This is a genomic window from Pseudomonas sp. B1-22, from assembly GCF_050474425.1.
Classification (GTDB): Bacteria; Pseudomonadota; Gammaproteobacteria; order Pseudomonadales; family Pseudomonadaceae; genus Pseudomonas.
The window spans coordinates 110,111-122,021 of sequence record NZ_JBCHVH010000004.1; the positions used below are offsets into that span (position 1 = coordinate 110,111).

Genomic DNA, 11,911 nt, shown 5'->3' on the forward strand with positions numbered 1-11,911 from the left:
GCCTCCGTCAGGCGGAAAGATCCAGCCAGTAGGTGTAGAACTTCTCGTCGCGCTGGTAGCCCAGGCGCTCGTAGAGCGACTGGCCGGCGCGGTTGGTCTTGGCCGTTTCCAGCATAAGGCCGCAGGCGCCAGTCGCTTCGGCATGGGCACGACCGGCGTTCATCAGTGCTTCGCCGTAACCGTCGCGGCGCGCGGCGGGCATCACGTAAAGGTCGCTGACCAGCCAGGCCGGTTGCAGCGTCAGCGAGGCAAAGAACGGATAGAGCTGGACGAAGCCCACGGCCAAACCATCGGGACTGCGGGCAATGAATACGGTGGACTGGCCTTGCTCGATGCGCGCCTGGAGAAAGCCATGGATCGTCGTATGCGGTGCGGGCACTTCATAGAAATCGAGGTAGCCGGAGAACAGCGGCACCAGATCGTCGAGATCGGCAGGGGTGGCAAGTGTCACGGACATGCAGGATCCTCCAGGGCGGAGAAACCAGTATAGGCAGGGCACGTGGAGCTGGCTGCGACGGGGTGCCACAGGTACCTTGGCACGCCATTCGTATACAGTTTTAAGATTTATCTGGAACAACCCATGGAAACTTTGCGAACATATTACCTGCTACGTGACTGAGATGCGTACTTTGGTCTAACCGCGACGCAAGCCCACTGATTTTTCCCATGGCATCATGTAGTATTCCGCGGCTCGGACTACAAGGCGTTTTGCCTGTGTCCTGAGCTGGTCCTGAGCAGAGTGAGGCAAGCAATGACTGAACGCGTTCAAGTCGGTGGCCTGCAGGTCGCCAAAGTCCTGTTCGACTTCGTAAACAACGAAGCCATTCCCGGCACCGGCGTCGACGCCGGCAAGTTCTGGGCAGGTGTGGAAGCCGTGATCAATGATCTGGCACCCAAGAACAAAGCCCTGCTCGCCAAGCGCGACGACCTCCAGGCGAAGATCGATGGCTGGCACCAGGCCCGCGCCGGTCAGCCGCACGATGCGGTCGCCTACAAGGCCTTCCTGCAGGAAATCGGTTACCTGCTGCCGGAAGCGGCTGACTTCCAGGCCAGCACCCAGAATGTCGACGAAGAAATCGCCCGCATGGCCGGCCCGCAGCTGGTGGTGCCGGTGATGAACGCGCGTTTCGCCCTGAACGCCTCGAACGCCCGCTGGGGCTCGCTGTACGACGCACTGTACGGCACCGACGTGATCAGCGAAGAGAATGGCGCCGAGAAGGGCAAGGGCTACAACAAGGTCCGTGGCGACAAGGTGATCGCCTTCGCCCGCGCCTTCCTCGATGAAGCCGCCGCGCTGGAATCCGGCTCCCACGTCGACGCCACCGCCTACACGGTGAAGAACGGCGCGCTGGTCGTGACCCTGAAGAACGGCAGCGAAACCGGCCTGAAGAACGCCGCGCAGTTCATCGGCTTCCAGGGCGACGCCGCCAAGCCCAAGGCCGTGCTGCTCAAGCACAACGGCCTGCACTTCGAAATCCAGATCGACCCGACCACCCCGGTTGGCCAGACCGACGCCGCCGGCGTGAAAGACGTGCTGATGGAGTCCGCGCTGACCACCATCATGGACTGCGAAGACTCGGTCGCCGCCGTCGACGCCGACGACAAGGTCGTGGTCTACCGCAACTGGCTGGGCCTGATGAAAGGCGACCTGGCCGAGTCCGTGACCAAGGGCGGCAGCACCTTCACCCGCACCATGAACCCGGACCGCGTCTACACCAAGGCCGACGGTTCCGAGATCACCCTGCACGGCCGCTCCCTGCTGTTCGTGCGCAACGTTGGCCACCTGATGACCAACCCGGCGATCCTCGACGCCCAGGGCAACGAAGTCCCCGAAGGCATCCAGGACGGCCTGTTCACCGGCCTGATCGCGCTGCACAACCTCAAGGGCAACACCACCCGCAAGAACAGCCGCACCGGCTCGATGTACGTGGTGAAGCCGAAGATGCACGGCCCGGAAGAAGTGGCCTTCGCCGCCGAAATCTTCAGCCGCGTCGAAGACGTGCTGGGCATGCCGCGCAACACCATGAAGGTCGGCATCATGGACGAAGAGCGCCGCACCACCATCAACCTGAAGGCCTGCATCAAGGCCGCCGCCGAGCGCGTGGTGTTCATCAACACCGGCTTCCTCGACCGCACCGGTGACGAAATCCACACCTCCATGGAAGCCGGCGCCATGGTGCGCAAGGGCGCCATGAAGACCGAGAAGTGGATCGGCGCGTACGAGAACAGCAACGTCGACATCGGCCTGGCCACCGGCCTGCAGGGCAAGGCGCAGATCGGCAAGGGCATGTGGGCCATGCCCGACCTGATGGCCGCCATGCTCGAGCAGAAGATCGCTCACCCGCTGGCCGGCGCCAACACCGCCTGGGTTCCGTCGCCGACCGCCGCCACCCTGCACGCGCTGCATTACCACAAGGTCGACGTGTACGCCCGTCAGGCCGAACTGGCCAAGCGCGCTCCGGCTTCGGTGGACGACATCCTGACCATTCCGCTGGCCCAGAACACCAACTGGAGCGCGGAAGAGATCAAGAACGAGCTGGACAACAACGCCCAGGGCATCCTCGGCTACGTGGTTCGCTGGATCGACCAGGGCGTCGGCTGCTCCAAGGTGCCGGACATCAACGACGTCGGCCTGATGGAAGACCGCGCCACCCTGCGTATCTCGGCCCAGCTGCTGGCCAACTGGCTGCGCCATGGCGTGGTGACCCAGGAGCAGGTTCTGGAAAGCCTCAAGCGCATGGCCGCGGTGGTGGACAAGCAGAACGCCAGCGACCCGCTGTACCGCCCGATGGCGCCGAACTTCGATGACAACGTGGCCTTCCAGGCCGCGCTGGAACTCGTCCTCGAAGGCACCAAGCAGCCCAACGGCTACACCGAGCCGGTCCTGCACCGTCGCCGTCGCGAATTCAAGGCCAAGAACGGCCTGTAAGGACTTCGCGCCGCGATGAAAAAACCGCCCTTCGGGGCGGTTTTTTTATGGGCACAAATTGGCTGTGCCGCACTCCCCACCCCATCGCGGACGAAGTCCGCTCCTACGAGATAGACCTGTACTCGGGCCTGCCCTCACCCTAGCCCTCTCCCAGGGGGAGAGGGGACCGTTCGGTGCAGGATGAAACTTTGGTGTCAGGCGGCACGATCAGCTCCCTCTCCCTGAGGGAGAGGGCTGGGGTGAGGGGGACGGCCCAGGCACGGATTATCCGGGACAAGACAGTTGCTCCTACGCGGGGCCGTGTTTCCCTGTAGGAGCGGACTCCGTCCGCGATGCCTTCCAACCATCGAAAATTTTCACAGGTAACGCTTGTGCACAATTTTTGTGTACAAAATCCCCATCCACGCTTTTACCGCACACTCAAAAACCTGACCAATAAGTCAATGATATATCTGGGAAAACAATTTCCAGACCAATCCGGCAGCCATGAAGACCGCACCAAATCAGGGCTCGCGTCTGATCATCCATCGAAACCGGCAACGCGTCGGGCAGCGCTCATCAGGCACTGGCACGGATTTGGCTTTTGGATACAAACCTAAAAAGCCGTGCACACAAAAACCGAGAAGCCCATGAATTCCAGCCCCTCTCATCTGTCCGGCGTTGCCCCCACCCAACCTGTCGACAGCGCGGCGCCCGCCAGCGACGCTGCGCCAACCCTCAGCCCGCGCCTGTACAGCGCCGACCTCGCGCCGACCAAGGCCGAAGGACGCAGCTGGGGGCGCTACAGCCTGTTCGCGCTGTGGACCAACGATGTGCACAACATCGCCAACTATTCCTTCGCCATCGGGTTGTTCGCCCTCGGCATGAGCGGTGCGCAGATCCTCGCCGCCTTCGCCCTCGGCGCGCTGGTGATCTACGGCCTGATGAACCTGTCCGGCTACATGGGCCAGAAGACCGGCCTGCCCTACCCGGTCATGTGCCGGATCAGCTTCGGCATCCACGGCGCACAGGTGCCGGCGCTGATCCGCGCGGTGATCGCCATCGCCTGGTTCGGCATCCAGACCTACCTCGCCTCGGTGGTCCTGCGCGTGCTGCTCACCGCCATCGCCCCGGACCTCAAGCCCTACGACCAGGACTCGATCCTCGGCCTCTCCACCCTGGGCTGGGTCACCTTCCTCGGCATCTGGTGCGTGCAGCTGGTGATCTTCGCCTATGGCATGGAGATGGTGCGCCGCTACGAATCCTTCGCAGGCCCAGTGATCCTGGTCGCCTTCGCCTCCCTGGCGGGCTGGATGTACTGGCGCAGCGGCCTGTCGATCTCCTGGTCCAGCGGCAATGCGCCGACCGGCTCGGCGATGTGGCTGAAAGTGTTCGGCGCCGCCGCGCTGTGGGTCTCGCTGTACGGCACCATGATCCTCAACTTCTGCGACTTCACCCGTAACTGCCCGGACCGCCGCACCATCAGCGTGGGCAACTTCTGGGGGCTGCCGGTGAACATGCTGGGCTTTGCGCTGATCGCCGTGGTGCTCGCCGGCGCGCAGTTCAGCATCGACGGCAAGCTGGTGCAGGGCCCGACCGAGATTGTCGCCGCCATTCCCAACACTGCGGGCTTGGTGCTCGCCTGCCTGGCCTTCCTGATCGTCACCGTGGCGGTGAACATCATGGCCAACTTCGTCGCCCCGGCGTACGTGCTCACCAACCTGGCGCCGAACCTGCTGAACTTCCGTCGCGCCGGCCTGCTCAGCGCCACCATCGCGGTGCTGATCCTGCCCTGGCACCTGTACAACAGCCCGGCGGTGATCGTGTATTTCCTCGGCGGCCTGGGCGCCCTGCTCGGCCCGCTGTACGGGATCATCGTCACCGACTACTACCTGGTGCGCCGTGGCCGGGTGAACCTGCCGGAGCTGTACAGCGAGAGCCGCGAGGCGGCCTACCACTACCGGGGCGGGGTTAACCTGCGCGCCGTGGCTGCCTTCATCCCGGCCGCGCTGATCGCCATCGTGCTGGCGCTGGTGCCGGCATTCGATGCGCTGTCGCAGTTCTCCTGGTTCTTCGGCGCCGGCCTGGGCGCGCTGATCCACTATGCCCTGGCCGACCGCAAGCGCGGCTATGCGGACATTTCCGGTGAGCCCATCGCGGTGGATGCGGCGCACCACTGATCTGCCGACAAGACAGAGGCCGCCTGCGGGCGGCCTTTGTCGTTCAGGGCGCCAGCAGGAAATCCAGCACCGCGCCCTCGAACTCGCGGGGAAACTCGATGTTCGACAGGTGCACCGCCGGCAGCGTGAGCAGGCGCGCGCCGGGAATCGCTTCGGCGATCAGCTCGCTGTGGCTGGCGGCGGTAACGGTGTCGAACTGCCCGGCGATCACCAGCGTGGGCAGGCGGACGTCCCGCAACGCACTGCGCAGATCGGTTTCCTGCACGGCGGCGAAGGAACCGGCCAGGCCATGCCGATTGGTCGCCAGCAGGGTGGCGCGGAACGGCTCAACCTCCGGGCGCAGCGGCTCCAGCCAGGAGGTCGGGAACCAGTTGGCGAGGAAGGTCGCCGTGGTGCCCTGCAGGCTTTCCGCTTCCAGTACCTCGGCGATACGCGCATCCCACTGGTCCTGCGGCCCAAGCCATGCAGAGGTATTCGCCAGCACCAGCCGCTCGATACGCTGTGGCGCATTCAGCGCCAGCCACTGCCCCACGAAGCCACCGAGGGAGAGGCCGAGGAAGTGCGCGCGCTGCACACCCAGCGAATCCAGCAGCTCGATTACATCCTCGCCCAGCCGCGCCAGCGAATAAGGCCCCGGCGGTACGCTGGATGCGCCGTGCCCGCGAGCGTCGTAGCGCAGCACCCGGAAGTGCTCGGTCAGCGCAGCGATCTGCCCGTCCCACATGTGCAGGTCGGTGCCGATGGAATTGGACAGCACCAGCAGCGGCCGCTCGGCGGCGCCATCGAGGCGGTAGGCGATGCGGGCGTTGTCGCGGGTGGTCAGATAGTGCAGCGAGCTCATGGGAGCGTCTCCTCGAGTGAATGTGGAGACGAAGTTAGTTGCGGGGGGATTCCGAAGAAATTACAAAGATCTTAATGACTTTGTCAGGAAAGCTGACATGCACGACTTCACCCTGCACGACCTGCAATGCTTCGCTGCGGTCGTCGAGGCCGGCGGCTTCCAGGCCGCAGCGCAGCAACTGCACCGTTCGCACCCGGCGATCTTCGCCGCCGTCGCCCGGCTGGAGCGGCAACTGGGCTTCGAGTTGCTCGACCGCAGCGGTTACCGCGTCGGCCTGACCGCCGCCGGCGAATCCTTCCACCACCGCGCCCAGGGCCTACTCCGCGAGCTGGGCAACCTGCGTGACCACGCCGCACACCTGGCGGCCGGAGAGGAAAGCGAATTGCGCGTGGTCCTCGGCGATTTCTGCCCGCGCCCGGCGCTGCTGGAAAGGCTCGCACGCTTCTTCGCCAAGGAACCGCAGACACGCCTGCAACTGTATTTCGAAAGCGTCAGCGGCCCGCTGGAACGGCTGCTGGATGACGAGGCCGACCTGATCCTGCACCGTGTGGACAAGGCCGACCCGCGCCTGGAATGGATCGACCTGGGCAACGTCGATTTCATCCCGGTGATTGCGCCGGTGCTTCTGCCGGACACCCCGGACATCCACCCCGAGCACCTGCGTCCGCTTACCCAGTGCGTGATGCGCGACAGCGCCCGGCACTCGCCACCTGTGGACTACTTCACCCTCGATGGCGCGCCTCAATGCACGGTGCCGGACCAGGCGATGAAGAAGGAGCTGGTGCTGCATGGCCTGGCCTGGGGCCACCTGCCCCGTCATCTGATCGAGCAGGAACTGGCGGACGGCCGTCTGCGCAACCTCAGCGGCGCGCACCTGCCGGGCCGCCGCGAGGAGCTGGTCGCCGCGCGCCGCCGCGACCGTACCCACGGCCCCGTGGCGCAGCGGCTGTGGCAGTTCCTGCGGGACGCCTGATCAGCTGCGGCTCATCGGCCCGCGCACCGGCTGCTCGCGCATGTGGCTGACCGCGCTGACCGGCGCACCGGCGGCCAGCAGCGCCTCGCGCTGCTGGAGGATCGGCGTGCGGGCGATGGCGCGCTCGAACTGATTGAGCTTCTTGAATGCCGGCAGCGCGAAGGCTGCCTCCAGCATCGCCGCCAGCTTCGGCCAGCGCTGGGTGTCCAGTTCGTAGCGGGCGAACTGCGCGTTGCGCATGAAGCAGGCGACGCTGATGTCGGCGATGGACAGCTCACCGAACAGCCAGCCGCTTTCCGGCAACTGCGCTTCCAGGTAATCGAACACCGCCGGCAGGTCGTGCTGGTAGGTCTTCTCCAGCAGCGCCGCGTCCGGCTCGCGGCCCCACACGCCACGGCCGATCACCAACTGGTCGAACAACTGCCAGATCACCACCTGGCCCATGCGGGCGTCGGCGAACTCCTCGATCCAGCGCGCGCGGGCGCGGTCGGCGATATCCGCAGGGTAGAGCGCGGGCTGTGGATAACGCTCCTCCAGGTACTGGCAGATCACCGAGGAATCGTTGAGCACCAGTTCACCATCCACCAGCACCGGCACCTGGCGCAGCGGGCTCAGGCGCTCGAATTCGTCGTTGCCGTAGAAGGGCACGACGGAGTCGACGCGGTAGTCCACGCCCTTGAGTTCAAGCATGACCAGCGCCTTGCGCACGTAGGGCGAGAGATAGGAGCCAATGATCAACAAGGGTTCGCGCATGACGGTCATCCGGTGAAAGGCAGAGGATCGATTGTAGAACGCCGTCGATTTGCCGGCGATCGGCCGACAAAAGCCGACAGGCGTGATTGCAGCGCTGGCGGCAGTCTGCGATCATTTGCGAATAGTTCTCGTTATTGAATTAATTCCCAACCTGGGAGATGGGGGAGCAACGGGTGTCAGCCATCCAGATGGGCAATGGCGAACGCGTGGGCGCGCTGTACCGCGATCATCGCGACTGGCTGACCGCCTGGCTCAACCGCAGCCTGGGCTGCGTGCAGCGAGCCGAAGACCTGAGCCAGGACACCTTCGTCCGTGTGCTCGGCCGCCGCGAGCTGCCGTCGCTGCGCGAGCCCCGCGCCTTCCTGGTGACAGTCGCCAAAGGGCTGCTGGTGGACCACTGGCGCCGCGTGGCGCTGGAACAGGCCTACCTGGAAGAACTGCAGCACCTGCCCGAAGCCGTGCAGCCCTCGGCGGAAGAACACTGCCTGATCCTCGCCGACCTGCGCGAAATCGACCGCCTGCTGGGTAGCCTGTCGGCCCGTGCGCGCAGCGCCTTCCTGCTCAATCGCCTCGACGGCCTGGGCCATGCCGAGATCGCCGAACAGCTCGGCGTCTCCGTGCCGCGCGTGCGTCAGTACATCGCCCAGGGTCTGCGCCAGTGCTACATCGCGCTGTACGGAACGCCGACGTGAAGGGTCCGGTTTCCCTGCGTGTGCTCGACGAGGCCATCAGCTGGCAGTTACGCCTGGGCTCCGGCGAGACGCGCCCGGATGACGAGGCGGCCTTCAGCCGTTGGCATGCCGAACACAGCGAGCACGCGCGGGCCTGGAGCCAACTGGGGATGCTCGACCGCAGCCTCGCCGGCGCCGCGCCCAAGGCGGCACGCAATGCCCTGCTGCGCTCGCCGCGGGAAGCGCGGCAGAAGGTTCGCCGGCTGGCGGGCAGCGGGCTGTCGCTGCTGCTGGTCGGTGCGCTGGCCCTCGGCGTGGGCAACCGCTATCTGCCTGTGCAGTACGCCTTCTCCGACCTGCTCACCGGCACCGGCGAACAGCGCGAGCTGCGTCTGCCCGACAACAGCCTGCTCAAGCTCAACAGCCGCACCGCCGTGGACGTGCGCTTCGATGCCGGAGAGCGGCGCATCGTCCTGCTCTCCGGCGAGATCATGGTGGAAACCGCCCACGGCGACAGCCGGCCCTTCATCGTCGAGACCCGCGACGGCCGCCTGCGCGCCCTCGGCACGCGCTTCCTGGTGGAGCGCGACGGCAACGACGGCACTCTGCTCAGCGTGCTGCAATCGGCGGTCGCCGCCCGTCCTGAGCAGCGCACAGAAGAGAAGGTCATCGCCCAAGGCCAGCACGTGCGCGTACGGCCCGACGGCCTCGGCCCGGTGGAGGCCAACAGCGCCACCGCCGACGCCTGGACCCACGGCATGCTGGTGGTGGACAACGTGCGCCTGGGCGAGCTGCTCGACCAGCTGGCGCGCTACAGCCCCGGTTACCTGGGCGTCGATCCGGCGGTCGCGGACCTGCGCATCACCGGCAGCTTCCCCCTGAAGAACATAGACCTGGCGCTCAGCTCGCTGGAACCGAGCCTGCCGGTGAGGATCGAGCGGCACGGCCCGTGGTGGTCACGGGTGGCACCACGCCGCTGAGGAGCGTTTTTTGTAGGAGCGAGCTTGCTCGCGAACCGCATAACGCCAATGCGGCCGGATGTTCTGTTCGCGAGCAAGCTCGCTCCTACGAAAGCCGGTTCCTGCCAATCACCCCGCAAAAAAATTTCACCCCGCCCTATCACTTTTCCAATCTCGTTCGGCAAGGAGGCATCGAGAACGTTTTTTCAGGAGTCGTTGTCCATGCGCCGCCCGTTCGACCTTTCGCTCCGCCCCTGCCTGCTGGTCACCGCCATACTGCTGGGCTCCCCCGCCTTTGCCGCCGATGCCCAGCGCGACTACCAGCTGCCGGCCGGTCCGCTGTCCAGCACGCTCAATCGTATTGCCGCCGAAGGCGGGCTGAGCCTGAGCCTGGACCCGGCGCTCGCCCAGGGCCGCAATGCCCATGCCGTACAAGGTCGCTTCGACACCGTCGGCGCGCTGCGCCAGGCGCTGCAGGGCACCGGGCTGGAGTTGGTGGAAAGCGCCTCGGGCAGCTACAGCCTGCGCCCGGAGCCAAGCGACACCCTGTCGATGTCCGCCACCACCATCAGCGCCGCCCAGGAAGACCCGGACGGCCCGGCGGTCGGCTACGTCGCCACCCGCTCGCGGATCGGCACCAAAACCGACACGCCGATCCTGGAAACCCCCAAGTCGATCTCCGTGGTCACCCGCGAGCAGATGCAGGACCGCGCGGTGCAGAACATCGACGACGCCGTGCGCTACATGCCCGGCACCGTCGCCAGCAGCTTCGGCAGCGATACCCGTTCCGACTGGCTGCGTATCCGTGGCTTCGAGCCGACCCAGTTCCTCGACGGCCTGCCGATGGCCACCGGCATCTATGCCAACCCGAAGCTGGAAACCTGGGACCTGGAGCGCGTCGCCGCGCTGCGCGGCCCGGCGTCCTCGGTCTACGGCCAGACGCCGCCCGGCGGCCTGCTGGACATGACCAGCCTGCGTCCACAAGAGGAGCAGGCCAGCACCGTCCAACTGCAGGGCGGCAACTACAACCACAAGCAGATCAATTTCGACAGCACCGGCCCGGTGGATGACGAAGGCCGCCTGCTCTACCGCGTCAGCGGCGTGGCGCGCGACAGCAACACGCAGATCGACCACATCCCGGACAAACGCTACAACCTCGCGCCGAGCCTGACCTGGAATGCCGACGACGACACCAAGCTGACCTTCCTCAGCCAGTTCACCCGCGACGATACCGGCATCACCACCCAGTTCCTGCCGCTCAAGGGCACCAAGTACGACGCCCCCTTCGGCGACATTTCGCACCACAAGAACCTGGGCGACCCGGACTGGGAAAACTACGACCGCACCACCTGGTGGCTGGGCTACAGCTTCGAGCATCGCCTGAACGATGTCTGGCAGTTCCGCCAGAACCTGCGCTACATGAAGAACGACCTGACCTTCGACGCCCTCACCCCCGGCGGCTACCTGGACACCGTGAGCGACGACGGCACCCTCAGTCGCGTCAGCACCTCGGTGGACGAGGACGTCACCCAGTTCGTGGTGGACAACAATTTCCAGGCCGACTTCCAGACCGGCGCGCTCGGGCACACCGTGCTGCTGGGCCTGGACCACAACCGCAGCGATACCCGCTACCTGGCGATCTACGGCTACAACGTGCCGCCGACCAACGTGAACGACCCGATCTACGGCCAGCCCATCGTCCGCCCGCCGCGCTCGGATGCGTACTACGACTATGACCAGGACATCTTCCAGACCGGCGCCTACGTGCAGGACCAGATCGCCCTGGACAACTGGCGCCTGACCCTCGGCGGTCGCCAGGACTGGGTGCACACCGGGACCACGTTCCACAACAAGGGCGACGCCACCAGCACCGAGTCGGACAGCCAGTTCAGCGGCAATGCCGCGCTGAGCTACCTCTTCGACAACGGCGTGGCGCCGTACCTGTCGTACGCCGAGTCGTTCCAGCCGGCCAGCGGCGCCGACGTCTCCGCCACCGAGTCGTTCAAGCCCACCGAAGGCAAGCAATGGGAACTGGGGGTGAAGTACCAGCCGCCGGGCAGCGACACCCTGCTCACCGCCGCCGTGTACGACCTGCGGCAGAAGAACGTGAGCGTCACCGACAACGTCGGCGGCGTCTCCGTCACCAGCCAGACCGGCGAGGTGAAGGTCACCGGCCTGGAGCTGGAAGCCAACTCGAACCTGACCGAGAACCTCAAGCTGGTCGGCAGCTACAGCTACACCGACACCGAGGTGAAGAAGGGCCTCTACGCCGGGAACCGCCTGCAGCTGATCCCGCGCAACCAGGCGGCGCTCTGGGCCGACTACACCTGGCACGCCGGCACCCTCGACGGCTTCGGCGTCGGCTACGGTGTGCGCTACGTGGGCGATACCTACGGCGACCAGGCCAACACCTACGACGGCTACGTGGGCTCCTACACCCTGTACGACGCCGCGCTGCACTATGACCTGGGCAAGCTCTCCAGCGGCCTCGATGGCGCCTCGGTGGCGGTCAACGCGACCAACCTGTTCAACAAGGACTACCTCTCCACCTGCGACGGCTATTACTGCTACTACGGCGACCAGCGCAAGGTGGTGGCGAGCCTGACGTACAAGTGGTGATGAGAGT

9 protein-coding genes are annotated in these 11,911 nt (G+C 65.7%); 6 read left to right on the top strand and 3 right to left on the bottom strand.

What is annotated here, in order from left to right; translation table 11 throughout:
* Window positions 1-7: 7 nt before the first annotated feature.
* Window positions 8-457: a GNAT family N-acetyltransferase gene (locus ACQ5BL_RS16080; protein ID WP_243807916.1), complete on the bottom strand. Its 450-nt coding sequence runs from the start codon at window positions 455-457 to the stop codon at window positions 8-10.
* A 294-nt stretch (window positions 458-751) separates the two neighbouring features.
* On the opposite strand from ACQ5BL_RS16080, the gene ACQ5BL_RS16085 reads away from it, so the two are divergent.
* Window positions 752-2,929, top strand: a complete 2,178-nt coding sequence (locus ACQ5BL_RS16085; RefSeq protein ID WP_243807918.1) for a malate synthase G — start codon at window positions 752-754, stop codon at window positions 2,927-2,929.
* A 629-nt stretch (window positions 2,930-3,558) separates the two neighbouring features.
* On the top strand, window positions 3,559-5,088 hold the full coding sequence (locus tag ACQ5BL_RS16090) for an NCS1 family nucleobase:cation symporter-1 (protein WP_243807920.1): 1,530 nt from the start codon (window positions 3,559-3,561) through the stop codon (window positions 5,086-5,088).
* 43 nt (window positions 5,089-5,131) lie between these two features.
* On the opposite strand, the gene pcaD is transcribed toward ACQ5BL_RS16090, so the two are convergent.
* A complete protein-coding gene (gene pcaD, locus ACQ5BL_RS16095) occupies window positions 5,132-5,929 on the bottom strand; it encodes a 3-oxoadipate enol-lactonase (protein ID WP_243807922.1) in 798 nt (265 codons plus the stop codon).
* A 97-nt stretch (window positions 5,930-6,026) separates the two neighbouring features.
* Here pcaD and ACQ5BL_RS16100 point away from each other — a divergent pair, with 97 nt between their 5' ends.
* Window positions 6,027-6,902: a LysR family transcriptional regulator gene (locus ACQ5BL_RS16100; RefSeq protein WP_243807924.1), complete on the top strand. Its 876-nt coding sequence runs from the start codon at window positions 6,027-6,029 to the stop codon at window positions 6,900-6,902.
* On the opposite strand, the gene ACQ5BL_RS16105 is transcribed toward ACQ5BL_RS16100, so the two are convergent.
* Window positions 6,903-7,655 (bottom strand): glutathione S-transferase family protein, encoded by a 753-nt coding sequence (locus ACQ5BL_RS16105; RefSeq protein ID WP_243807927.1) that lies wholly within the window; start codon window positions 7,653-7,655, stop codon window positions 6,903-6,905.
* Between the two features lie 188 nt (window positions 7,656-7,843).
* Between ACQ5BL_RS16105 and ACQ5BL_RS16110 the strand changes: the two genes are divergently transcribed.
* From ACQ5BL_RS16110 to ACQ5BL_RS16120, 3 genes are all read left to right on the top strand, one after another.
* The gene (locus tag ACQ5BL_RS16110; protein WP_430293206.1) at window positions 7,844-8,347 is read left to right on the top strand and encodes an RNA polymerase sigma factor; all 504 of its coding nucleotides are present in this window, start codon (window positions 7,844-7,846) and stop codon (window positions 8,345-8,347) included.
* Window positions 8,344-9,306, top strand: coding sequence for a FecR domain-containing protein (locus tag ACQ5BL_RS16115; RefSeq protein WP_243807929.1), 963 nt, complete (start codon window positions 8,344-8,346; stop codon window positions 9,304-9,306). Before ACQ5BL_RS16110 ends, ACQ5BL_RS16115 begins: the two co-directional genes overlap by 4 nt.
* 201 nt (window positions 9,307-9,507) lie before the next feature.
* Window positions 9,508-11,904 carry a TonB-dependent siderophore receptor gene (locus ACQ5BL_RS16120; RefSeq protein WP_243807930.1) on the top strand — a complete coding sequence of 799 codons (2,397 nt, stop codon included), beginning with the start codon at window positions 9,508-9,510 and terminating at the stop codon, window positions 11,902-11,904.
* Window positions 11,905-11,911 lie beyond the last annotated feature (7 nt).

Bases quoted from the DNA above. Each gene is read 5' to 3' on its own strand.
- ACQ5BL_RS16080 (WP_243807916.1), bottom strand. From the start codon at position 457: ATGTCCGTGACACTTGCCACCCCTGCCGATCTCGACGATCTGGTGCCG.
- ACQ5BL_RS16085 (WP_243807918.1), top strand. From the start codon at position 752: ATGACTGAACGCGTTCAAGTCGGTGGCCTGCAGGTCGCCAAAGTCCTG.
- ACQ5BL_RS16090 (WP_243807920.1), top strand. From the start codon at position 3,559: ATGAATTCCAGCCCCTCTCATCTGTCCGGCGTTGCCCCCACCCAACCT.
- pcaD (WP_243807922.1), bottom strand. From the start codon at position 5,929: ATGAGCTCGCTGCACTATCTGACCACCCGCGACAACGCCCGCATCGCC.
- ACQ5BL_RS16100 (WP_243807924.1), top strand. From the start codon at position 6,027: ATGCACGACTTCACCCTGCACGACCTGCAATGCTTCGCTGCGGTCGTC.
- ACQ5BL_RS16105 (WP_243807927.1), bottom strand. From the start codon at position 7,655: ATGCGCGAACCCTTGTTGATCATTGGCTCCTATCTCTCGCCCTACGTG.
- ACQ5BL_RS16110 (WP_430293206.1), top strand. From the start codon at position 7,844: ATGGGCAATGGCGAACGCGTGGGCGCGCTGTACCGCGATCATCGCGAC.
- ACQ5BL_RS16120 (WP_243807930.1), top strand. From the start codon at position 9,508: ATGCGCCGCCCGTTCGACCTTTCGCTCCGCCCCTGCCTGCTGGTCACC.